Below are 22,592 nucleotides of genomic sequence, written 5' to 3' on the forward strand. Positions count from 1 at the left end.
TCAGATATGTGACATTTGATAAGTTCAGCGGCGTGGAACTGAAGATGGCGCAACCTCAGCTGTCCGAGTCGGTCGCTGCCCTGCTGCGCGACCGGATCATGTCGGGTCAGCTGCGGCCGGGCGAGCGTATCCGGCTGGAGGAGATCGCACAGGAGACCGGGCTGAGCATCACCCCGGTGCGCGAGGCCCTGCTGATGCTGCGCGCGGAGGACATGGTCGAGCTGCAGCCGCGGCGCGGGCACGTGGTCGCCCCGCTGTCCCGGCAGGACATCCTCGACGTGTTCGGCCTGCAGGGCGACATCGCCGGCGAGCTCGCCGCCCGCGTCGCGGCCGGCATCACCCCCGATCAGCTCGGCGAGCTGCGCCGCCAGCACGAGAAGCTGCGGCGGGCCGCGCAGAGCCGGCAGGTCACCCGGGTCGAGCAGCTCGAGTTCGAGTTCCACCGCGGCATCAACCGGCTGGCCGGCGCCCGCAAGCTGTCGTGGATGCTGCGGGCCGCGATGCGCTACACGCCGACCCACTTCTACGCCGCCGACCCGGAGTGGCGGGCCGCCATGGTCACCGATCACGACGCGCTGCTGGACGCGCTGGAGGCGGGCGACCCGGCCGCGATCCGGCCGATCATGGCCCGGCACTTCACCGACGGCGCCCAGCGCCTGGTCAAGCATCTCGACGGTCTCGGGATCTGGAGCTGAGCGCGCCGTGCCGCCGGTGGAACAGGGCCAGCGAGACGCGCAGCGCGGACGCCGAGGGCCGCAGCGTCATCACGTCGATCGGCGGCCGGAAGCGCTGCCAGGTCACCGATCGGGCCCGGCTGAACTCGCGCAGCCCGTCGGCGCCGTGCACCCGCCCGAAACCGGAGTCGCCGACGCCGCCGAACGGCAGTGACGGCACGCCCGCGAAGCCGAGCACCGAGTTGACCGACACCGCGCCGGCCCGCATCCGGCCCGCCAGGGCCAGCCCGCGCCGGCGGTGCCGGGTGAACACCGAACCGCCCAGGCCGTAGCCGCCGGCGTTCGCCCGGCGCACCGCCTCCTCGGCGTCGGCCACCGGGTTCACCACCAGCACCGGGCCGAACGTCTCCTCGGTCACCGCCGCGCAGCCCTCCGGCACGTCGGTGAGCAGGACCGGGTCGACGAACGGCGGCCGCACCGAGCCCGCGTCGCCGACCACCGCCCGGGCGCCGCGGGCCAGCGCGCCGGTGATGTGCGCGCGGATGATGCCGGGCTGCGCCGGCGTGGTCATCGGGCCGTACGGCGCGTCCGGCTCGGCGCCCGGCGTCACCTCGCGCATCAGGGCGGCCAGCGCGGCGACGAACGGCTCGTGCACGGCCTGTTCCACGTAGACGCGCTCGACGCCGGCGCAGGTCTGCCCGGCGTTGCCCAGCCCGCCGAAGACGGCCGCGCGGGCCGCCGCGTCCAGGTCGGCGTCGGCCGTGACGATGAGCGCGTCCTTGCCGCCGGCCTCGATGACGACCGGGGTGAGCCGCTCGGCGCAGGCGGCCATCACCGCGCGGGCCGTCGCCGTCGAGCCGGTGAAGGCGATCTTGTCGACGCCGGACCGGCACAGGGCGGCGCCGGTCTCGCCGTCGCCGGTCAGGACCTGCAGGACCGGGCGGTCGGGCAGCAGCTCCGCCCAGCGGTCCGCCAGCCACTCGCCGACGCCGGGCGTCACCTCGCTCGGCTTGAACACCACCGCGTTGCCCGCGGCGAGCGCGTGCGCGATGGAGCCCATCGGCGTGTAGACCGGGTAGTTCCACGGCCCGATCACGCCGACGACGCCGTACGGGACGTACTCCACCGCGGCCGACTGGTTGAGCGCCAGCAGGCCCGGTGACACGGATCGCCGGCGCAGCACGCGCCGGGCGTTGCGGGCGGCCCAGTCGAGGTGCTCGACGGCGAGCATCACCTCGAGCAGCGCCCCGGCGGTCGGCTTGCCGGTCTCGGCCCGGATCAGCGCGGCCAGCTCGTCGATCCGGCCCGCGATCGACGCCTTGTACGCCAGCAGATGCCGACGGCGCACGCCGGCCCCCTGCCCGGCCCACCACTCCGCGGCCGCCCGGGCCACCTCCACCGCCTTCAAATCCGGCATGTCAAGCCTCCTGACATTTGATATTCGATAGCCTAACCTGGCTGTCAACGGAGGTGGTGCACAGTGGAGCTCACTGAGGAACAGCGGAACTTCACGGCGGCGGTGGAGGACTTCTGCCGGCGCGAGGTCACGACGCGAGGCGAGACACACGACCCGAAGCTGTACCGCAAGATGGCCGACCTGGGCTGGCTCGGGCTCTCCCTGCCGGAGGAGTTCGGCGGCGGCGGCGCGGGCACGGTCGAGCTGTGTCTGTTCCTCGAGACGACCGCGAAGGCGATGGCCCCGATCGGCGGCTTCGCCACGTCGATCATCGTGGCGGCCGCCTATCAGCGCTTCGGCACAGAGCGGCAGAAGGAGACCGTGCTGACCGGGGTGTCCGGCGGTTCCGTCGAGTCGATCGCCATGTCCGAGCCCGAGGCCGGCTCCGACGTGGCCAACCTGAGCTGCCGTGCCGAGCGCCGTGGCGACGAGTTCGTCGTCAACGGCCAGAAGACCTGGTGCTCCAACGCGCACTTCGCCGACCGGATCCTGCTCGTCGCGCGCACCTCGGGCCGGCCGGGCGAGCACGCCGGCCTGACCATGTTCCAGGTGCCGGCGGGCGCGGCCGGGCTGCGCGTCCGCGGCATCGAGACCATGGGCGGGCGCGAGGTCAACGACCTCTACTTCACCGACTGCGTGCTGAGCGCCGACGCCGTCGTCGGGCAGGTCGGCCAGGGCTGGCGGCAGCTGATGGCCGGCCTCAACGCCGAGCGCCTGATCCTGGCCGCGGTCATGCTCGGCACCGCACAGCGGGCGTTCGACGACGTCGTCGCGTACGTGAAGGAGCGCCGGCAGTTCGGCCGCGCGATCGGATCGTTCCAGGTGCTCCGGCACCGGCTCGCCGACCTGGCCACCGAGATCGAGTGCACCCGCCTGCTGGTGTACGACACGGCCGCGAAGGTCGACCGCTCCCCCGCGACCGTGCTGCCGCGGGAGAGCTCGATGGCCAAGCTGAAGGCGACCGAGACCGCCCGCCGGGTGACGCTGGACGCCATGCAGATGATGGGCGGCTACGGATACGCCACCGAGTACGACATGGAGCGCCTCGTCCGCGCGTCGATCGTCTCCACCGTGTACGGCGGCACCAGCGAGATCCAACGCGAGATCATCGCCAAGACGTACGGCCTGGCCGAAGCAGCGACTCCGGCGGGGTGAACCGGTCGCCGTAGCGCGCGGCCAGCTCGCGGGCCCGGGCCGTGAACCCGGGCCGCCCGCCCTCGTACTGCTCCACGTAGCGCAGCACGCCGCCGGTCCAGGCCGGGTAGCCGATGCCGAGGATCGAGCCGACGTTGGCGTCCGCCGCCGAGGTCAGCACGCCCTCGTCGAGGCAGCGCACCGACTCGATCGCCTCGATGAACAGCATCCGCTCCTTGAGGTCCTCGAACGGCACGTCGAGGTTGACGCCGCCGAACGCGTCCCGCAGGCCCGGCCAGAGGCCTGCGCGCCGGCCGTCGCGGTACTCGTAGAAGCCGGCTCCCCCCGATCGTCCGGGCCGGCCGAACTCGTCGATCATCCGGTCGATGACGGCGTCCGCGGCGTGCGGCGTCCAGTCGCCGCCGGCGGCGACCACGGCCGCGGCGGTCTCCTGGCGGATCTTCCGGGGCAGGGTGAGGGTCAGCTCGTCCATCAGGGCCAGCACCGGCGCCGGATAGCCGGCCTGGCTGCTCGCCTGCTCGATGGTGGCGGCCGGGATGCCCTCGGCGAGCATCGCCACCCCCTCGTTGGTGAACGTGCCGATCACCCGGCTGGTGAAGAAGCCCCGGCTGTCGTTGACGACGATCGGGGTCTTGCGCAGCCGGCGGGCGACGCCCAGCGCCCGGCGCACTGTCACGTCGCTGGTCCGCTTCCCCCGGATCACCTCGATCAGCGGCATCCTGTCCACCGGCGAGAAGAAGTGCAGGCCCACGAAACTCTCCGGCAGGCTCACCCCCTCGGCCAGCAGGGTGATCGGCAGCGTCGAGGTGTTCGAGGCGATCAGCGCGCCCGGCGCGACCTCCTCGATCTCGGCGTACACCTTCTGTTTGAGGGCGGGATCCTCGAAGACCGCCTCGATGACCAGGTCGGCGCCCGCGAGGTCGGCGAGCTCGGCGGTCGGCCGGATGCGCGAGAAGGCGGCGGCCGACCGGGAGCGGGCGTACTCCGCGCCGCGCCGCGCGCCCTCGAGGGTCACGTCCTTGAGCACGACGTCGAGGCCGGACCGCGCGCACACGTACGCGATGGCGGCGCCCATCATGCCGGCGCCGACCACGGCGACCTTCCGCAGCGGCGGGAGGTCGTCGCCGATGTCCCGCGAGCCGGCCGCCTGCACGTCGAAGAAGAGCGCCCCGATCATGTTCTTCGCGATCCGGCCGGTGGCCAGCCCGGTGAAGTAGCGTCCCTCGATGGTGAACGCCGTGTCCAGGTCCACCTGCGCGCCCTCGACCGCGGCGGCGACGATGTCCCGGGGAGCGGGGTACGGCGCGCCCTTGCTCTGCTTGCGCAGGACCGCGGCCATCGCCGGGAGCTGGACGGCCAGCCCCGGGGAGGCGGGCGTCCCGCCGGGCATCCGGTAGCCCTTGCGGTCGTAGCGCTGCGCGGCGTCCGAGTTGGCCGCGATCCACGCCCGGGCGGCGTGCATCATGGCCGGACCGTCCGCGGCGAGCTCGTCGATCAGGCCGTGCTCGAGGGCGTCCTGCGGGCGGCGCCGCTGGCCGCGTACCAGCCAGTTCACCAGCGCGTCGGACACGCCGAGCAGCCGAACCGTACGGACCACCCCGCCGCAGCCCGGCAGCAGGCCGAGCGTGACCTCCGGGAAGCCGATCTCGATGCCCGGGTCGTCGACGGCGATGCGGTGGTGGCAGCCGAGCGCGAGCTCCAGCCCGCCGCCGAGCGCCGATCCGCCGATCGCGGCGACGACCGGGCGGCCGAGCGTCTCCAGGCGGCGCACCGACCGCTTCAGTGCGCGGGTACCCGTGAAGGTCTGTTCGGCGTCGTCCGGGGTGAGCCGGACCAGCGACTCCAGGTCTCCGCCCGCGAAGAAGGTCTTCTTGGCCGACGTGACGATGACGCCGGTGATGCGGTCGCGCTCGGCCTCGAGCCGGTCGACGGTCGCCGCCAGGCTCCGGGCGAACTCGTCGTTCATGACGTTCGCCGAGCGGCCTGGGTGGTCGAGGGTGAGCAGGACGACGCCGTCCTCACCGGACTCCCATCGGATGGTGCTGACCATGTGATCCCCCTCAGACTCGTTCGACGATGGTCGCGATGCCCATGCCGCCGCCGACGCAGAGCGTGGCCAGCCCGTACCGGCCGCGGCGGCGCTCCAGCTCGTCGACCAGGGTGCCGAGGATCATCGCCCCGGTGGCGCCGAGCGGATGCCCCAGCGCGATCGCGCCGCCGTTGACGTTGACGATGTCCATGCTCAGGCCGAGATCGGCGACGAAGTGCAGCACCGCGGCGGCGAACGCCTCGTTGATCTCCACCAGGTCCAGGTCCTTGACGCCCAGGCCGGCCTTCGCGAGGGCCTTACGCGCCGCGGGCGCCGGCCCGGTCAGCATGATGGTCGGGTCGGCGCCGCTGAGCGCCGTGGCGACCACCCGCGCCCGCGGCGTCAGGCCGGCCGCCCGGCCCGCGGCGTCGCTGCCGATCAGCACCAGCGCGGCGCCGTCGACGATGCCGGAGGAGTTCCCGGCCGTGTGCACGTGGTCGATGCGCTCGACCCAGTGGTACTTCTGCAGCGCCACCGCGTCGAAGCCGCCCAGGTCGCCGATCGTCGCGAACGAGGCGGGCAGCGCGGCGAGGCCCGCGGCGGTGGAGTCCTGCCGCAGGTGCTCGTCGCGGTCGAGGACGGCGAGCCCGCTGCGGTCCCGGACCGGCACCACGGATCGCGCGAAGTACCCGTTGGCCCAGGCCTTGGCGGCCCGCGCCTGCGACCGCAACGCGTACGCGTCCACCGCCTCGCGGTCGTGACCGCCGAGCGTGGCGATCAGGTCCGCGCTGATGCCCTGCGGCACGAAGCCGGTGTCGTAGCCGGTCGCCGGGTCCATCGCCCAGGCGCCGCCGTCGGAACCCATCGGCACCCGGGACATCGACTCGACGCCGCCGGCCAGCACCAGGTCCTCCCAGCCCGAGCGGACCTTCTGCGCGGCGATGTTGACGGCCTCGAGGCCGGACGCGCAGAAGCGGTTGACCTGGACCCCGGCCACCGTGTGTGGCAGCCCGGCGACGAGCGCCGCCGTCTTGGCGATGTCGGCGCCCTGGTCGCCCAGCGGCGACACCACGCCGAGCACGACGTCGTCGATCAGCGCCGGGTCCAGGCCCGGCGACCGGCGCAGCGCGGCGCCGATCAGGTCGGCGATAAGCGAAATCGGCTTAACCGCGTGCAGGGCGCCGTTCGGCTTGCCGCGGCCACGCGGCGTGCGTAGCGCGTCGAAGATGTACGCCTCGGTCGTCAATGGATCACCCCTTCGAGTGCGAATCTCGCCTAACTTTCTGACACGACGCCGCTGCTTGTCAACCGCGCTACGGTGTAGCGGTGCGAGCAGCGACAACCCCTCCGGCGGCCAAGCGCCCGAAAGACCGCAAGGACCGCATCGCCCTGGCCGGAGCGGAGCTGTTCTGCGAGCGCGGCTACCACGGCGTCTCGGTCGAGGAGATCGCCGCCGTGGTCGGCATCAGCGGCCCGGCGGTCTACAAGCACTTCCCGAACAAGTACGCGATCCTGGTGCACGCCACCCGCGAGATCACCGGCGCGGCGCTCGCCGCGACCGACGGCCTCGACGACCTCGACGACCTGCTCGCCGCGGTGGCCGGCGTCGCCGTGAGCCGCCGCCGCGTCGCCGGCCTCTACCAGTGGGAGGGCCGTTACCTCGGCGCCGAGCACCGGCGCGAATTCGGCGCCGCGCTGGCCACCCTGACCGGCCGGCTGGCCGCGCCGCTGCGCGAGCAGCGCCCCGAGCTGACCGGCGGCCAGGTCGACCTGCTGGTCAACGCGGCGCTGAGCGCCATCGGCAGCGTCGCCACCCACCGCGCCGCGGCGACCGAGTCCTCGCTGTCCCGCATCGCCCGGGCGCTGCTGCGCTGCGACCCGCCCGCCCTGCCGCGCCCGGCCGGCGACGCCCCGCCGCCGCCCGCGGTCCGCCCGGCGTCGCGCCGCGAGCTGCTGCTGGTCGAGGCGGTCCGGCTGTTCCACCGCTACGGCTACCACGCCGTCGGCATGGAGGACATCGGCCGGGCCGCGGGCATGCAGGCCTCCAGCGTCTACCGCTACTTCCCCGGCAAGGCCGACCTGCTGGCGGCCGCCTACTACCGGGCGACCGACCGCCTCACCCAGGCGACGACGTCGGCGGTCTCCGGCGCGGCGGATCCGGACGACGCGCTGCACCGGGCGGTACACGCGTACGTCGGCTTCGCGTTCGACCAGAGCGACCTGGTCGCGGTCTACCTGGCGGAGAACAACAACCTCCCGCGGGAGGACCGCCACCAGCTGCGCGGCGCCCAGCGGCGGCACGTCGAGGAGTGGGTCCAGCTCCTGCGCGCGGCCCGGCCCGGGCTCGCGGTCGCCGAGGCCCGGGTCCTGGCGCACGCCGCCCTCAACGTCATCACCGACGTCGGCCGGCTGGGCCGCTTCGACCGCGGCGCCGGCTTCGACGCGCAGACCGCCGGCCTGGCGCTCACCGTCCTGCACGCCTGAGCCGCCGATATATGTCATTCGCCCTATCCCGGCCGCGGGTCGCCCGGCATTAGCTTGCCTTTCAGACCCTGACCCGTGGATCGGAGACATGACTGTGAAGTCGATTGCTCGCACTCCACGACCGCTGGCGCGGTCGCTGTCACTCGTCGGCGGCGTGGTGGCGGCGCTGGTCGTCGCGGCCGCACCCGCCTCGGCCGCGGTACCCGGCTACCAGGTGGTCGTCACGTCGAGCGCGTTCAACGCGACCGACTTCAAGACCGCACCCGACGCCGTATGCCCGAGCGGCAAGCGGCTGATCGGCACGGGATACACCACCTCGTCGAGCACCGGCAACGAGATCGTCGTCGACGAGGTCATCCCGGTCGGCAGCCCGGACGCGGCGCCCACCTCCGCCAGGGTGGGCGCCGTCGAGTCCGACCCGACCGCCGACCGCAGCTGGTCGGTCTCGGCGAGCGCCATCTGCGCCAACGCGCTGGCGAGCCTGCAGCGGGTGGTGGCCAACAGCGCCTTCGACTCGAACAGCGTCAAGTCGGCGACCGCGCAGTGCCCGACGGGTAAGCAGCTGACCGGTACCGGTTACAGCATCAACGGCTCGGCCGGGGAGATCGTCATCAGCCGCGTCCAGCCCGACAACGGCCTGTCCGGGGCGCCGAGCGCCGTCACCGTCATCGCCTCGGAGTCCGACGCCGTCGCCGCCTCCTGGAGCGTGCAGGCGTTCGCCGTCTGCGCCAACCCGCTGCCGGGCCTGGTGAAGGTCTGGACGTCGAGCGCCATCGACTCGTCCTCGGCCAAGACCGTGACCGCGAGCTGCCCGGCCGGCAAGACCCTGACCGGCGTCGGTTACCTGACCGTCCCGATCAACGGCGTCGAGGGCCAGGTGACGATCGACAGCGTCCGCCCCGCCACCAACGGCGGCAGCGTCCAGGTCCGTGCCGTCGAGGAGGACTCGTTCACCGGCGACTGGCGGGTCGACGCGATCGCCATCTGCGCCACCCAGTAATCCCTGGCTAGGAAAGCGGGTCCGCGCTCGGACCCGCTTTCCTAGCTTGTGGGACGCCGAGTCAGCTTCCGGTGTCGGCGGCCGAATCACACCGCAACGGGGAACGGAATCCGAGGGGGTGTGGACATGATCAGGAACTTGCGGGTGGGTGCCCGGCTGGGAGCGGCTTTCGGGCTGGTCGGACTGCTGCTGGCGGTGAGCATCGGGACAGGCCTCTGGGGGCAGACGCGGATGGACGCGGCCTCCGACCGCGTGGCCGAGGCCGCCCGCATCCGTTCACACGCCCAGACCGCGAAGTTCCGCACCGCGGACTTCGCCGGCTGGCAGACCGGGTACGCGTTCGACTTCCTGCGTGAGGTGCCGGGCGCGACCGACGACAAGGTGGGCCAGCGCAAGGAGTTCCTGGCGTCGACCGCGGCGTTCCGTACTGACCTGTCCGCCCTGACCGGCGATCCACTCGCCGCGCGGGAACGCTCGACCGTCGCGGACTTGCAGGAGTCGTTCGGCGCGTTCCTGAAGGTCGACCAGAAGATCATCGCCGGGTACCGGGCCGGCACCCCCGCATCGATCGCCGCCGCCAACGCACTGGCCTCGGGTGAGTCGCTGGAATGGATGACCAAGATCGTGCAGGGCGCCGACACCCTGGTGGACCTGGCCACCAGCAGGGCCGATCGGGCCCGGGCGGACTTCGACGGCATCAGCGCCGACACCCGCGTTCTGATGGTCGGTGCGGGCCTGGTCTGCCTGCTGCTGGCCGGTGCGCTGGCATTGCTGGTCACCCGCACGATCACCCGGCCGCTGGGCCGCATGGTCGCCGCGATGCGCCAGGTCGCCGACAAGGACCTCACGGTCCGGGTCGGACTGGCCGGCCGCGATGAACTGGCCGAGCTGGGCCGGGCGGTCGACACCACCCTGGACCGGCTGCGCACCTCGTTCGCGGCGATCGGTTCCGACACCGTCACGGTGGCCAACGCCGCCGAGCAGCTCGCCACGGTGTCCGCGCATCTGGGTGGGGCGGCCACCGAGACCTCCGCGCAGTCCGATCAGGTCGCCTCCGCGTCCGAGGAGGTGTCCCGCAACGTGCAGACCGTGGCCGCGGGCACCGAGGAGATGACGGCCGCGATCGCGGAGATCTCGGGCAGCGCGGCGCAGGCCGCCCGGGTCGCCACCACGGGAGTCGACGGCGCCCGCGAGGCGTCGCGCGCGATCTCCCAGCTGGGCACGAGCAGCGCCGAGATCGGCGACGTCGTAAAACTGATCACCGCGATCGCGGAACAGACGAACCTGCTGGCGCTCAACGCCACGATCGAGGCCGCCCGCGCCGGCGAGTCCGGCAAGGGATTCGCCGTGGTGGCCGGCGAGGTCAAGGATCTCGCGCAGGCGACCGCGAAGGCGACCGACGACATCGCGCAGCTGGTACAGAGCATCCAGCGGGACACTGCCGCCGCGGAGGCGGCGATCACCCGGGTGGACGGCATCATCAACAAGATCAACGACTATTCCATCACCATCGCCGGGGCCGTGGAGGAGCAGACGGCCACCACGCAGGAGATGAGCCGCGGCGTCGGCGAGGTGGCGACGGGATCGGCGCAGATCGCCGAGAACATCACCGGGGTCGCCCTCGCCGCGCAGACCACCTCGGCCGGCTCCGAGCAGGCACACCAGACCGCGGAGGAGCTCACCCGGGTGGCCGGCCGGCTGCGCGGCGAGGTCGCCCAGTTCCGCACCTGATGCGCCCTACCTGGCTGCGGCCGCTAGCTGACATTCCCGATACGTGAGGGAATGCCCTTCTACGCTGATCGATGGGTGCTCACCGCCGCCCACCGTTGATCCACGGTGTTTAAGTCAGCATCTGTCACGAAAAGATCAACCCTGTTCGCCGTCCTGAGCGGCTCCATCGATCACCCGCTCTCAGAGCGCTGAATCGATTCCGCGGTAGTAGCGTCACCTTCACGGCCGTATTCGTTACCGCCGATCTCAGTGCCTCCTCCAGACCGCAGCGCCGACGTCGTCGCGGTCCGCCCTTGCGCGGGCCGGGAAGGAGATCGCCCATGTACGCCGCTCAGGACGACAGCCAAAACCCCGTTGAGCTGGGCCGTCGCGGATTCCTCCGCTCCGGCGCCCTGGTGGCCGCGGCCGTCGGCGTCGCCGGCACCGTTGCCGCGCCCGCCGGGCCCGCGCTCGCACACGGCTCCGCACCCGCCGGCGGCCGCCGGGTCCCGGTCGACCGGATCAGCATCCAGCTCTACACCGTGCGCGACGTGCTCTCGACCGATCCGGCCGGCACGCTCGCCGCGCTCGCCGGCATCGGCTACACCCGGGTCGAGGCCGCCGGCACGGCCGGCCTCACGCCGGCGGCCTTCCGCGCGCTGCTGGACGCGAACGGGATCCGCGCCACCTCGGGACACTTCGGCATCCCGCAGCCGTTCGACGCCGCCGCCTGGCGGGCGACCCTCGCCGACGCCCGCACGTTGGGCTGCCGCTACGTCGTGCACCCGTTCTTCGGTGTCGGCGCGAACGGCCCGATCCGCGACGTCGCCGTCTGGCGGGCCTTCGCGCAGGACCTCAACAAGGCCGGGGCGATGGCCCGCGCGGCGGGGTTCGACTTCGGCTACCACAACCATCACTTCGAGTTCCTGCCGCTGTCCGACGGCTCCGGCCGGGTACCGTTCGACGTTCTGACCTCGGTCACCGACCCGCGCCTGGTGCACCTCGAGCTCGATCTGTACTGGTCGTGGCGGGGTACCGCCGACCCGGTCGACGTGATCCGGGCGCACCGCGGCCGCATCCGCCAGTTCCACTGCAAGGACATGAACATCGACAGCGGGTTCGCCGACCTGGGCACCGGTCTGATCGACTTCCGCCGCATCTTCGCCCAGTCCGATGTGGCGGGGGTCCGGGAGTACATCGTCGAACGCGACGACGCCGGCACCGGCGACCGCGAGCCCGAGGACGCGCTGGACACCGCGGCCGTCGGTTACCAGTTCCTGCGGAATATCCGGTTCTGAGGAGATGACCATGTCCAACCGGAGAACACCGAGCAGAGGCACCACCATCGCGGTGCTGACCGCGACCTTCGCCGGGCTCGCCGGCCTGACGTCGCTGCCCGCCGCCGCGCACCCCGGCCACGAGCCGGACCCGCTGCCCACCGACCAGACCGCGTTCCAGAAGGTCACCCTCAACGACCGGCCCGGCGAACCGATGAGCCTCGCCGTGCTGCCCGACCTGCGGGTGCTGCACACCGCCCGCACCGGCCAGGTGCGGATCAACGACCCGCGTACCGGGCTGAACCCCATCGCCGCCGACGTCCCGATCTACCAGCACGACGAGGAAGGACTGCAGGGCGTCGCGATCGACCCGGACTTCAGGCGCAACAACTGGGTCTATCTGTACTACTCCCCGCCCGGCACCACACCCGTCGACGACCCGGCCACGCCGGACGTGAACGAGGGCGACGCGCCGACCACCGGCACCCAGGCCGACTGGGACCGGTTCAAGGGCGCGCTCCGGCTGTCCCGGTTCAAGCTGCGCGGCAACTCGCTCGACCTGGCCAGCGAGCAGCAGATCATCGACGTACCGGTGGACCGCGGCATCTGCTGCCACGTCGGCGGACAGATCGCCTTCGACAGCAAGGGCAACCTCTACCTGTCGACCGGTGACGACACCAACCCGTTCGAGTCCGACGGCTACGTGCCGCTGGACGACCGTGTGGGCCGCAACCCCGCGTTCGACGCGCGCCGTAGCGCCGGCAACACCAACGATCTCCGCGGCAAGTTGCTGCGGATCAAGGTGAAGCCGGGCGGCGGGTACACCATCCCGCGCGGCAACCTGTTCGCGCCGGGCACGCCGCGGACCCGGCCGGAGATCTACGCGATGGGGCTGCGCAACCCGTTCCGGTTCGACGTCGATCCGAAGACCGACAAGGTCTACCTGGCCGACTACTCGCCCGACGCGGACCACCCGGATCCCGGGCGCGGGCCGGCCGGGCACGGCCGCTGGATGGTCATCGACAAGCCGGCCAACTACGGCTGGCCGTTCTGCGTCACCCCGACCATGCCCTACCGCGACTACGACTTCGCCACGCAGACGGCGGGGCCGGCGTTCAACTGCGCCGCACCGGTGAACGACTCCCGGTACAACACCGGCCGCCGAGTTCTGCCGCCGGTGGAGCAGCCGGAGGTCTACTACTCCTACGACGAATCCGCGCTCTTCCCCGAGCTGGAGACCGGCGGCATCGGCCCGATGGCCGGGCCTGCGTACGACTACTCGCCGCAGAGCCGGTCGCGGACCAAGTGGCCGCGGACCTTCGAGGGCAAACCGCTGTTCTACGAGTGGACCCGCGACTACATCAAGGCGTTCTCGCTGACGCACGGCCAGGTGACGTCGATCGAGGACGTCGCGCCGGACGTCGTGACCGACAACCCGATGGACATGGAGTTCGGGCCGGACGGAGCGCTCTACATCCTGGAGTACGGCGACGGGTTCTTCTCCGAGAACCCGGAGGCGCAGCTGGCCAGGATCGACTGGACCCGGGGCAACCGGACGCCGGTGCCGGTCGTCGCGGCCGACGTCACGGCCGGCCTGGCGCCGCTGACCGTGCAGTTCAGCAGCGCGGGAACGACGGACCCCGACGGCGACGCCCTGCGGTACGCGTGGGACTTCGACGCCGACGGGCGGATCGACTCCCGGGCGCCGAACCCGTCCTTCACCTACACCGAGAACGGCGTCTACGAGGCGACGCTCATCGTCACCGACTCCACCGGCCGCCGGGCCTGGGCATCGGTGCAGATCGTCGTCGGCAACACGATCCCGGTGGTGACGCTCACCGCCGAGCCGGCGGGCGGCACGTTCCAATTCGGTGACGTGGTCACCTTCACGGTCACCGTCGAGGACGACGCGCCGGTCGACTGCGCGCGCGTCAACGTCGCCTACATCCTCGGACACGACGAGCACGGGCATCCGCTCACCTCCACCGCGGGCTGCTCGGGCACGATCCAGACATTCGTGGACACCGGGCACGCCGGCGCGAGCAACCTGCGCGGCGTCTTCGTCGCCAGCTACACAGACGCGCCGGAGGGCGGGCTACCGCCGCTCAGCGGCTCGGATGAGGTCGTGCTGACGCCAGTTCCCTGAGCCGAGCAGGGCGCCGTCCCCACCGGGCGGCGTCCTGCCCCTTGTTGAGAGGGGATGCCCGATGACAGGTCGCCCTCGATCCGGAATCATCGGCCCGGGCTTCATCGGCGAGGTCCACGCGCGGGCGGTACGGGCGGCAGGCGGCGTCCTGGCCGCTGTCGCGGGCTCCAACGTGGAGTCGGCGACGGCCGCGGCCAGCCGGCTGCTCGCGGAGCGGGCGTCGGCGTCGGCGGAGGACCTGGTCGAATCCGACGACGTCGACGTCGTACACATCTGCACGCCGAACCACCTGCACGCGCCGCTCGCCGAGCGTGCCATGGCCGCGGGCAAGCACGTGGTCTGCGAGAAGCCACTCTCCACCGATCTGGGCGGTGCCCGCCGGCTCGCCGACCTGGCGGCCGCGGCCTCCACCGTCACGGCGGTGCCGTTTGTGTACCGGTTCTACCCCACGGTGCGTGACGCCCGCGGACGTGTGCGGCGCGGCGACGCCGGACCCCTGCGGCTGGTACACGGTTCGTATCTGCAGGACTGGCTGTCGCGCCCTGAGGATCACAACTGGCGGGTCGACGCGTCGCTCGGCGGCGGCTCCCGCGCCTTCGGCGACGTCGGCGTGCACTGGTGCGACGTCGTCGAATTCGTCACCGGGCACCGCATCACCCGCCTCGCCGCCCGGATGATGACCATCCCGCGCGGAAGCCATCGATCCGGGCCGGGCACCGAGGACGCGGCGGCGATCCTGTTCGAGACCGATCAGGGCGCGCTCGGCTCGCTCGTCGTCAGCCAGATCTCACCGGGACGCAAGAACCGGTTGTGGTTCTCCCTCGACGGCGCCAAGGCGTCCGTGCAGTTCGACCAGGAACTCCCCGACGCGCTATGGCTGGGAAGCCGGGAGCAGAACGTCCTGGTCCACCGCGGCGCCGAGTCCTCGACCGGCGATGCGGTCCGCTACAACATCGTCCCGGTCGGCCACCCGCAGGGCTACCTCGACTGCTTCACCGCGTTCATCGCGGACGTCTACGCAGCCGCCGCGGGCGACACGCCGGACGGTCTACCCACATTCGACGACGGCCTGCGGGCCGCGGTCGTCACCGACGCCGTTCTGACCTCCGCCCGCAGCGGCGGCTGGGTGGACGTGCCCTGAAAGGCCACTCACGGGGGACATCCACTTGTATAGGAGGCACCATCACATGACTGCCACGACCGGTCAGTCCCCGGGCGCGATGAACATGGTGACGCGCCTGAAGCTGTCCTCGATGATGTTCCTCCAGTTCTTCGTCTGGGGTGCCTGGTTCGTCACCATGGGCACGTTCCTCGACTCCAGCCTGGAGGCCTCCGGAAGCCAGATCAGCCTCGCCTATCTGACCCAGTCCCTCGGCGCCATCGTTGCGCCGTTCTTCATCGGGCTCATCGCCGATCAGTTCTTCTCCGCGCAGAAGGTCCTCGGCATCCTGCACATCGCCGGTGCCGGGCTGCTGTTCTGGGCGTCCACGCTCTCCACCTTCAGCGCGTTCTTCCCGGTCATCCTCGCCTACATGATCCTTTACATGCCGACGCTGGCCCTGGTGAACTCGGTGTCGTTCCGCCAGATGACCAATCCGGAGAAGCAGTTCCCGGCGGTTCGGGTGCTCGGCACCATCGGATGGATCGTCGCCGGAGTCATCATCGGGTGGCTGGCCTGGGAGCAGAACGAAACACTCACCCTGACGTTCCGGATGGCCGCCATCGCGTCGCTGATCCTCGGCGTGTTCAGCTTCGTGCTTCCCGCGACGCCGCCGGTCCGTAGCGGTGGCAAGTCGACGATCCGCGACATTCTCGGACTCGACGCGCTCGCCCTCCTGAAGAACCGCTCCTACCTGGTGTTCTTCCTCTCCTCCATCGCGATCTGCATCCCTCTCGCCTTCTACTACAACTTCACCAACCTCTTCCTCAACGAGGCCGGCGTGCGCTCGGCGGCGGCGGTGCAGTCGCTGGGACAGGCGTCCGAGGTGCTGTTCCTGCTGCTCATGCCGTTCCTGCTGATACGCCTCGGCGTGAAGATCACGCTGGCGATCGGCATGGCGGCCTGGGCGTTGCGCTATGTCTTCTTCGCCTACGGCGATGCCGGAGGCATGTACTGGATGCTCCTGCTCGGCATCCTCCTGCACGGAATCTGCTACGACTTCTTCTTCGTCGCTGGGCAGATCTACACCGACAAGTTCGCGGGCGAACGGTTCCGCAGCGCGGCCCAGGGAATGATCACCCTGGCGACGTACGGCGTCGGCATCCTGATCGGTTCGCTCGCGGCGGGCCCCATCGTCGACAGCTTCGCAACCGCCGACGGTCACGACTGGACCCAGATCTGGATCATCCCGGCCGTCATCGCGGGCGTCGTGCTGGTGCTGTTCCTGCTCCTGTTCAAGGACCGCGGCACGGTGGGGCACGCGACGATGCTCGACGCGTCGAGGACGACGCTGGAGGCGCCTGGAACGACGGTCCCGCCGGAGGGCCTGCCGCGCCATCGCAACCCTTGACCGCGACGGCCCAGCGGCCCGCCGGTCACCGGCGGGCCGCCCGGCTTCGGTAGCAGTCGGGTTAGCGGCCTAAGGTTCGGCCGGCGGCGGCCGACACGGGGTGGCATGCAGAGCCAGTCGGCCGGTGATGGCGCCCTCGTCGAGGTGCTGCGCGCCGGCGGTGGCACCGCCGGGCAGCGCATCGAGCGGGCGCTGCGGATGCTCGTCGAGCAGCTCGGCCTGCAGCTCGCCTACGTCAGCGAGTTCCGCGACGGCACGCGGGTGGTCACGCACAGCGTGCACGTGCCGGGCGGACCGGAACTGCCCGTCGGCACCGCGCATCCGCTCGAGGAAACGCTCTGCCACCTGGTCGCGTCCGGGGACCTACCACCCGTGATCGGCGACGCCGGCACCCACCCGGTGCTGGCCGGGCATCCGCACGCCGTCGCGTACGGCGTCGCCGCGTACGCCGGTGTCCCGCTGCGGGTCGGTGGGCAGGTACGCGGCGCGGTGTGCTGCGCGGGTACGGAATCGGCGGACACGCTGAACCCGCGCGACGAGGCAACGCTGCGCGCGGCCGCGGCCTACATCGGCGAGGTCCTCGACGGCGACGACGTCGCACCGGCCGGTCCCGGGCTGCGCCGCCTGGCGCAGGCCGTCGCCGGCGGCCACGACCTGCAGACGCTGACCCGGCCCCTGCTGCAGCTGCTGCACGAGGTCACCGGCCTGGAGTCGACGTACCTGACGCTGCTCGACCCGGTCTCCGACGGCCTGGTCCTGGCGTACACGCACAACACCGGCAGCCTGCACATCCCGGAGGGCGTGACGGTGGCCTGGCAGGACTCGCTGTGCCGCCGCTCCATCGACGAGGACCGCTACTACGTCGCGGACATCTCCGCGGTGTGGCCCGACGCGCACGTCGCGCTGGGCCTCGGCATCGCGACCTACGCCAGCGTGCCGGTGCGCGACGCGCACGACGAGATCGTCGGCACGCTGTGCGGCGCCAGCAGCACCGGCATGGTCATCGACGAGCGCGACCTGGCGGTCATGGCCACGTTCGCGCAGCTGCTCGCCGCGCAGCTGGCCCGCGAGACCGCGCACAGCGTCGCCGCCACCCGCGCCACGGTCCTCGAGGAGCGCCTCGGCGCGCTGCGCGACAGCGCCGAGCGCGACCCGCTGACCGGGCTGGCGAACCGGGCCGGCATCCACCGCTGGCTGCGGGCCGCGGGCGAGCGGATCGCCGACGGCGGCGGCCGGCTCGCGGTCGCCTTCGTCGACCTGAACAAATTCAAGGCCGTCAACGACACGTACGGGCACAGCACCGGCGACGAGGTCCTGCGCCGGATCGCGGCGTCGCTGGTGCGCACGGGGCGCGCCGGCGACCTGCACGGGCGCCTCGGCGGCGACGAGTTCATCGTCGCCACGATCCTGCCGCCCGACGCCGACGTGCGGGGTTGGTCCCAGCGGGTGCGCCGCGCCGCGGTCGCGCGGTTCGACGCCGTGCATGTCAGCGGCAGCGTCGGCGTCGTCACCTGCGAGCCCGGCACGACGTTCAGCGTCGACGACATCCTGGACCACGCCGACAAGGCGATGTACGCGGTCAAGCACGCCACCGCACCGTAGCCGCGGCCCGGCCACGCGGTCCTGCCGATACGATCGCCGTAACAGGCAGGCGATCGGACAGCCGGAGGTCAAGTGGCACGGGACGACATCTCGCGCGGTGAAGCGGAGCAACTTCGCCGGCTGGACGAGGCGGCCCGGGTGACCCGGACGTTCGAGGTCATCGCCGACAAGGGCGCGCTGTGGGTCTGGGGCGACGAGGACGAGATCCTGTTCACCGAGGACGCGAGGCGCCGGACCCTGCTGCCGATCTGGCCCCATGCGACGGTGGCCCGGCTGGAGAACGAGGGTGACGTCGACGGCGAGCACGCCATCAGGATCCCGGCGGATGTGTTCCTGAAGGACTGGCTCCCCCAGTTGCGGGAGGACGACGCCGACATCGCGGTCTTCCCGGTCGAGGAGCGGAACGCGGCGGTCCTCACGCTCGCCGAGTTCCGCTCCAGGATGACGGTCGCGCTCCGCCTGAACTGAGGCGCCGGCGCCACGCCGATCCGCGGCCTACTCGGCTTCCCAGCGCAGCAGGTCGCCGGGCTGGCACTCGAGCGCCTCGCAGAGCGCGGCGAGCGTCGCGAAGCGCACCGCCTTGGCGCGGCCGTTCTTGAGCACCGCCAGGTTGGCGGGCGTGATCCCGACCCGCTCGGAGAGCTCGCCGACGGACATCTTCCGCCGGGCCAGCCACACGTCGATGTCGACGGTGATCGGCATCAGATCACCTCGTTCAGCTCGGCCTGCATCCGCGTCGCCTCGACGTCGCGCGCGACGGCCTGGGCGAGCAGCATCCGCAGCACGTGCACGATGAGCGCGACCCCGAGGATGCCCAGGCCGATCCCGCCCATGATGACGGTGACGCCCGGGTCGTCCCGCTGATCGGGCGCGTTGACGATCGTGACCGCGAACCACACGAGCGCGGCCGCCACGATCGCGCCGATCAGGATGTTCACCCACCGGAAGGCGGCCGGCGAGAACACGGTTCCGCGGCGCACCATCGTGACCAGCCGCCAGACGCAGACCAGGGACACCTGCACCGTCGCCAGGCCCAGGATCGTGATCACCCGCAGCGCCGTCAGCGGGAGCGAACCGTCCTCCGGGTCGCTCCCGCTGATCAGCACCCACACCATCGCCGCCTGTATCAACACCGTGCCGGCGAGCACCACCACGAGCACTGCGCGCAGCGCAAGCACTGTCAGCTTCCCCACGACCCATCCTTCCATCGTTTGACGATGGAAATCTATCGTAAAACGATAGGTTCGGCAAGCCGCGCGGTCAGCCCTTGACCGCTCCGGCGGTCAGGCCGGACACGAGGTGGCGCTGGGCGAAGAAGAACACGATCCCCGCCGGTACGGTGATGAGCACCGCCGAGGCGGTCAGGTACTCCCACTGCGGGTTGAACGCCGGCACGAACTGCTGCAGGCCGTACCCGAGGGTGAACTTGCTCTCCTCCTGGATGAACGCCGTGGCGTACGCGACCTCGCCCCACGCGGTGAGGAACGTGAAGAACGCGGTGACGGCGATGCCGGGCCGGGCCAGCGGCAGGATGATCCGCCAGAACGTGGCGAACGGCCCGCACCCGTCGATGTGCGCCGCCTCGTCCAGCTCCCTGGAGATCGAGTCGAAGTACCCCTTGAGCATCCACGAGCAGAACGGCACGGCGATCGTGAGGTACGCGATGATCAGCGAACCGTGCGTGTTGATCAGGCCGAGGTTCGCCATGATCACGTAGATCGGCACGATCAGGATGGAGACCGGGAACATCTGGGTCACCAGGAAGACCAGCAGCAGCTGGCGGCGGCCCGGGAAGTTGAACCGGGACAGCGCGTACCCGGTGGTGGCCGACATCAGCACGCCGATCGCGGTGGTGGCGACCGCGACGATCAGCGAGTTGAGCGCCCACCGGGGGAACAGCGTCTCGGTGAGCACGTACTTGTAGTTGTCGAGGGTGGGTTCCTTGATGAGGCTGAGCTCGCTGCTCTGCACCCACACACCCGGCTTGAGCGACGACAGCACCACCCACGCGATCGGGAAGATCGCGATCAGCACGGCGACGATCAGGGTGGCGTGAATCGCGATGGACGCCAGCGGTGAGCGGCGGTTCCTCGGCCGGCGCTTGGCCGTTCCTGCCTGAGCGGTCATGTCACCACACCTCGCCTTGCTTGCGCAGCGCCCGCCGGTAGAACACCGAGAACACGAGCAGGATGGACAGGATCAGTACGCCGTAGGTCGAGGCGAGGGAGTAGTTGCGGATGCCCTCGAAGGCGGCCCGGTAGGCGCCGGTCACCAGGATCTCCGTCTGACCGGCCGGCTGGCCGCGGGTGACCAGGAAGATCACCGGGAACATGTTGAACGTCCAGATCGTGCCGAGCAGCAGCACGGTCATGCTGACCGGGCGCAGCCCGGGCAGGGTGACGTTCTTGAAGCGCTGCCAGGGCGTCGCGCCGTCGATGGTGGCCGCCTCGTACAGCTCGGCGGGGATCGCCGTGAGGCCGCCGAGCAGCGACACGACCATGAACGGGACGCCGAGCCAGATGTTGGTGACGATCGCGGTGAACAGCGAGGTCCACTGGTTGTCGAACCAGGCGACCGGCTCCATGCCGACGGCCTTGAGCAGGCCGTTGACCACCCCGAAGTCCTGGTTGAACATGAACCGCCAGGAGAACGCGCTGACGAAGCCGGGCACCGCCCAGGGCAGGATCAGCAGCACTCGGTAGATGCCGCGCCCGCGGATCGGGCGGTTGAGCAGCACCGCCAGGCCCAGGCCGACGCCGTAGGTGAAGACCACGCAGGCGACGGTCCAGATGATGGTGGTCCCGAACTGGGGCCAGAACTGGCCGACCCGTCCGCTGAGCACCTGGATGTAGTTGTCGAGGCCGACGAACTCCCAGCCGTTCGGGTTGGCCTGGCAGCTCAGCTCCCCGGTGATCGACGGGGTGCAGATCTCCTGCTGCTGGTTGGCCTCGGTGAGGTCGGTGAAGGAGAGGTAGATCCCCCGGGCGAGGGGGTAGAAGACCAGGACGCCGAGCACTATCACCACGGGCGCGACCATCGCCCACGCGTACCAGTACTTGTCCCAGCTGCGCCGCAGCCAACCCGGCGGGGCCTGCTCGGGGCCCGGGGCGGGGGTCGGGGTGCGGCGTTCGACCGTTGCGGTACTCATCGCTGCTCCAGTTCCGGGGGAGGCTCAAACGCGGCTGGCCGCCGACCCGAGGGCCGGCGGCCAGACGATCCATCGATCAGTTGCTGTAGTCCTTGACGACCTCGGACTTGTAGGTCTTGGCGACCGAGTCGAGCGAGGCCTGCGCGTCCTTGCCCTGCACCAGCGTCTCGACGGCCATCTTGTCCATCGGGCCGAAGAACTGACCGCCCTCGGGGATCCACGGACGGGCGACAGCGGCCTCGAGGACCGGCTTGAACGCGGCGACGGTGGCGTTGCTCTTCACAGCCGGCAGGTCGTACGCCGAGGTGCGGGTCGGCAGCAGGCCGACCTTCTCGGCGAGGAACGCCTGCGACTCGGCCGACGCCATGAACTTGATGAAGGCGACCGCGGCGGCGACCTTCTCCTGCGGCATGCCGGACCAGATCGTGTAGTTGTGGCCACCGACCGGGCCACCGGCCTTGACGCTGCCGGCGGGAACCGGCGCGACGCCGAGGTTCTCGAGGCCGCCGAAGGACGGGGCGCCCTTGACGTTGTTGACCTCCCACGGGCCGTTGATGATCATGGCGACCTTCTGCTCCTTGAACAGGGTCATCATGTTGCCGTAGGCGTCGTTGGCCGGGGGCTTGACGGCGCTGCCGTCCTTGACCAGGTCCTGAGCGATCTTGACGCCGGCGACGGCCTGCGGGCTGTTCACGGTGATCTTCTTGGCGGCCGCGTCGACGACGTCGCCACCCTCGCCGTAGATGAACGGCAGCATGAAGTAGCCACCGGAGTTGATGTACAGGCCCTGCTTGCCGGTCTTGGACTTGATCGCGGCGGCCGCGGTCTTGACCTCGGCCCAGGTCTTCGGGGCGGCGGTGATGCCCGCGGCCTCGAACATCTTCTTGTTGTACATCAGCGCGAGCGAGTCGGTGACCTGCGGGACGCCGTAGGTCTTGCCGCCGAACTTGTTCGACGAGACCGGGGTCGGCAGGAAGTCACTCTCGTCCTTGAGCAGCTCGGAGCCGTCGAGGTTGTAGAGGTAGCCCAGCGAGGCGAGCTCCGGCACCCAGGCGACCTCGGCGCGCAGGATGTCCGGGGCGCCCGACTTGGCGGCCGCGGCGGTCTTGAACTTGTTCTGCGCGTCCGCGAACGGCACCGACTGGTAGTCGATCTTGACGTTCGGGTAGGTCACGTTGAACTTCTTGATCAGCTCCTGGAACGCCGGGCCCTCGTTCTTCGGGTCCGAGGTGTCCCACCAGGTCAGCTGCGCGCTGAGCGACGCGGGGTCGGCCGCGGTCTTGGTGTCGCCGCTGCTGCTCTTGTCGTTACCGCCGCAAGCCGCGGCAGTGAGCGCCACGGCCAGGGCGGTGGCGATCATACCGACGCTACGAATGCGCATCGGGGCTCCTGTCAGTTCTC

19 protein-coding genes are annotated in these 22,592 nt (G+C 71.0%); 11 read left to right on the forward strand and 8 right to left on the reverse strand.

What is annotated here, in order from left to right; all coding sequences use genetic code 11:
• Positions 1-44 precede the first annotated feature (44 nt).
• Positions 45-695 (forward strand): GntR family transcriptional regulator, encoded by a 651-nt coding sequence (locus tag ACIBSW_RS11465; protein ID WP_404799302.1) that lies wholly within the window; start codon positions 45-47, stop codon positions 693-695.
• Here ACIBSW_RS11465 and ACIBSW_RS11470 read toward each other — a convergent pair.
• On the reverse strand, positions 661-2,091 hold the full coding sequence (locus ACIBSW_RS11470) for an aldehyde dehydrogenase family protein (protein WP_354722280.1): 1,431 nt from the start codon (positions 2,089-2,091) through the stop codon (positions 661-663). The genes ACIBSW_RS11465 and ACIBSW_RS11470 overlap by 35 nt on opposite strands.
• 63 nt (positions 2,092-2,154) lie before the next feature.
• Between ACIBSW_RS11470 and ACIBSW_RS11475 the strand changes: the two genes are divergently transcribed.
• Positions 2,155-3,285 (forward strand): acyl-CoA dehydrogenase family protein, encoded by a 1,131-nt coding sequence (locus ACIBSW_RS11475; protein WP_354722279.1) that lies wholly within the window; start codon positions 2,155-2,157, stop codon positions 3,283-3,285.
• Here the strand turns inward: ACIBSW_RS11475 and ACIBSW_RS11480 are convergent.
• Both ACIBSW_RS11480 and ACIBSW_RS11485 read right to left on the reverse strand, forming a co-directional pair.
• Complete coding sequence (locus ACIBSW_RS11480) at positions 3,236-5,335, reverse strand: 3-hydroxyacyl-CoA dehydrogenase NAD-binding domain-containing protein (protein WP_354722278.1); 2,100 nt, start codon at positions 5,333-5,335, stop codon at positions 3,236-3,238. The genes ACIBSW_RS11475 and ACIBSW_RS11480 overlap by 50 nt on opposite strands.
• Positions 5,336-5,345: 10 nt before the next feature.
• Positions 5,346-6,560: an acetyl-CoA C-acetyltransferase gene (locus ACIBSW_RS11485; protein WP_354722277.1), complete on the reverse strand. Its 1,215-nt coding sequence runs from the start codon at positions 6,558-6,560 to the stop codon at positions 5,346-5,348.
• An 80-nt stretch (positions 6,561-6,640) separates the two neighbouring features.
• On the opposite strand from ACIBSW_RS11485, the gene ACIBSW_RS11490 reads away from it, so the two are divergent.
• The 9 genes from ACIBSW_RS11490 to ACIBSW_RS11530 all read left to right on the forward strand — a co-directional run bounded on the left by ACIBSW_RS11490 (position 6,641) and on the right by ACIBSW_RS11530 (position 18,511).
• On the forward strand, positions 6,641-7,798 hold the full coding sequence (locus tag ACIBSW_RS11490; protein ID WP_354722276.1) for a TetR family transcriptional regulator: 1,158 nt from the start codon (positions 6,641-6,643) through the stop codon (positions 7,796-7,798).
• 88 nt (positions 7,799-7,886) lie between these two features.
• A complete protein-coding gene (locus ACIBSW_RS11495) occupies positions 7,887-8,798 on the forward strand; it encodes a hypothetical protein (protein WP_354722275.1) in 912 nt (303 codons plus the stop codon).
• 126 nt (positions 8,799-8,924) lie between these two features.
• Complete coding sequence (locus tag ACIBSW_RS11500; protein ID WP_354722274.1) at positions 8,925-10,529, forward strand: methyl-accepting chemotaxis protein; 1,605 nt, start codon at positions 8,925-8,927, stop codon at positions 10,527-10,529.
• Positions 10,530-10,849: 320 nt separating this feature from the next.
• Positions 10,850-11,806: a sugar phosphate isomerase/epimerase gene (locus ACIBSW_RS11505; protein ID WP_354722273.1), complete on the forward strand. Its 957-nt coding sequence runs from the start codon at positions 10,850-10,852 to the stop codon at positions 11,804-11,806.
• 10 nt (positions 11,807-11,816) lie between these two features.
• The gene (locus ACIBSW_RS11510; protein ID WP_354722272.1) at positions 11,817-13,931 is read left to right on the forward strand and encodes a PQQ-dependent sugar dehydrogenase; all 2,115 of its coding nucleotides are present in this window, start codon (positions 11,817-11,819) and stop codon (positions 13,929-13,931) included.
• A gap of 61 nt (positions 13,932-13,992) precedes the next feature.
• Entirely contained in the window at positions 13,993-15,072 is a 1,080-nt protein-coding gene (locus ACIBSW_RS11515) for a Gfo/Idh/MocA family oxidoreductase (RefSeq protein WP_354722271.1), read from the forward strand.
• Positions 15,073-15,118: 46 nt separating this feature from the next.
• On the forward strand, positions 15,119-16,441 hold the full coding sequence (locus tag ACIBSW_RS11520; RefSeq protein ID WP_354722270.1) for a nucleoside permease: 1,323 nt from the start codon (positions 15,119-15,121) through the stop codon (positions 16,439-16,441).
• Between the two features lie 105 nt (positions 16,442-16,546).
• Positions 16,547-18,043 carry a sensor domain-containing diguanylate cyclase gene (locus ACIBSW_RS11525; protein ID WP_354722269.1) on the forward strand — a complete coding sequence of 499 codons (1,497 nt, stop codon included), beginning with the start codon at positions 16,547-16,549 and terminating at the stop codon, positions 18,041-18,043.
• 72 nt (positions 18,044-18,115) lie between these two features.
• Positions 18,116-18,511 (forward strand): DUF2750 domain-containing protein, encoded by a 396-nt coding sequence (locus tag ACIBSW_RS11530; protein ID WP_354722268.1) that lies wholly within the window; start codon positions 18,116-18,118, stop codon positions 18,509-18,511.
• Between the two features lie 27 nt (positions 18,512-18,538).
• Here ACIBSW_RS11530 and ACIBSW_RS11535 read toward each other — a convergent pair whose 3' ends face one another.
• From ACIBSW_RS11535 to ACIBSW_RS11555, 5 genes are all read right to left on the reverse strand, one after another.
• Positions 18,539-18,745, reverse strand: a complete 207-nt coding sequence (locus tag ACIBSW_RS11535; protein WP_354722267.1) for a helix-turn-helix transcriptional regulator — start codon at positions 18,743-18,745, stop codon at positions 18,539-18,541.
• The gene (locus ACIBSW_RS11540) at positions 18,745-19,236 is read right to left on the reverse strand and encodes a DUF2975 domain-containing protein (RefSeq protein ID WP_354722266.1); all 492 of its coding nucleotides are present in this window, start codon (positions 19,234-19,236) and stop codon (positions 18,745-18,747) included. Before ACIBSW_RS11540 ends, ACIBSW_RS11535 begins: the two co-directional genes overlap by 1 nt.
• Positions 19,237-19,303: 67 nt before the next feature.
• The gene (locus tag ACIBSW_RS11545) at positions 19,304-20,170 is read right to left on the reverse strand and encodes a sugar ABC transporter permease (RefSeq protein WP_354722265.1); all 867 of its coding nucleotides are present in this window, start codon (positions 20,168-20,170) and stop codon (positions 19,304-19,306) included.
• A 1-nt stretch (position 20,171) separates the two neighbouring features.
• Positions 20,172-21,191, reverse strand: coding sequence for a sugar ABC transporter permease (locus tag ACIBSW_RS11550; protein WP_354722264.1), 1,020 nt, complete (start codon positions 21,189-21,191; stop codon positions 20,172-20,174).
• Positions 21,192-21,267: 76 nt separating this feature from the next.
• Positions 21,268-22,572 carry an extracellular solute-binding protein gene (locus ACIBSW_RS11555; RefSeq protein WP_354722263.1) on the reverse strand — a complete coding sequence of 435 codons (1,305 nt, stop codon included), beginning with the start codon at positions 22,570-22,572 and terminating at the stop codon, positions 21,268-21,270.
• Positions 22,573-22,592 lie beyond the last annotated feature (20 nt).

It is taken from the genome of Actinoplanes sp. NPDC049668, from assembly GCF_044465445.1.
GTDB lineage: Bacteria > Actinomycetota > Actinomycetes > Mycobacteriales > Micromonosporaceae > Actinoplanes.

Coding starts and splice junctions, on each gene's coding strand:
- ACIBSW_RS11510 (WP_354722272.1), top strand. CDS start 11,817: ATGTCCAACCGGAGAACACCGAGCAGAGGCACCACCATCGCGGTGCTG.
- ACIBSW_RS11465 (WP_404799302.1), top strand. CDS start 45: ATGGCGCAACCTCAGCTGTCCGAGTCGGTCGCTGCCCTGCTGCGCGAC.
- ACIBSW_RS11480 (WP_354722278.1), bottom strand. CDS start 5,335: ATGGTCAGCACCATCCGATGGGAGTCCGGTGAGGACGGCGTCGTCCTG.
- ACIBSW_RS11505 (WP_354722273.1), top strand. CDS start 10,850: ATGTACGCCGCTCAGGACGACAGCCAAAACCCCGTTGAGCTGGGCCGT.
- ACIBSW_RS11550 (WP_354722264.1), bottom strand. CDS start 21,191: ATGAGTACCGCAACGGTCGAACGCCGCACCCCGACCCCCGCCCCGGGC.
- ACIBSW_RS11545 (WP_354722265.1), bottom strand. CDS start 20,170: ATGACCGCTCAGGCAGGAACGGCCAAGCGCCGGCCGAGGAACCGCCGC.
- ACIBSW_RS11495 (WP_354722275.1), top strand. CDS start 7,887: ATGACTGTGAAGTCGATTGCTCGCACTCCACGACCGCTGGCGCGGTCG.
- ACIBSW_RS11525 (WP_354722269.1), top strand. CDS start 16,547: ATGCAGAGCCAGTCGGCCGGTGATGGCGCCCTCGTCGAGGTGCTGCGC.
- ACIBSW_RS11515 (WP_354722271.1), top strand. CDS start 13,993: ATGACAGGTCGCCCTCGATCCGGAATCATCGGCCCGGGCTTCATCGGC.
- ACIBSW_RS11500 (WP_354722274.1), top strand. CDS start 8,925: ATGATCAGGAACTTGCGGGTGGGTGCCCGGCTGGGAGCGGCTTTCGGG.
- ACIBSW_RS11535 (WP_354722267.1), bottom strand. CDS start 18,745: ATGCCGATCACCGTCGACATCGACGTGTGGCTGGCCCGGCGGAAGATG.
- ACIBSW_RS11470 (WP_354722280.1), bottom strand. CDS start 2,091: ATGCCGGATTTGAAGGCGGTGGAGGTGGCCCGGGCGGCCGCGGAGTGG.
- ACIBSW_RS11555 (WP_354722263.1), bottom strand. CDS start 22,572: ATGCGCATTCGTAGCGTCGGTATGATCGCCACCGCCCTGGCCGTGGCG.
- ACIBSW_RS11520 (WP_354722270.1), top strand. CDS start 15,119: ATGACTGCCACGACCGGTCAGTCCCCGGGCGCGATGAACATGGTGACG.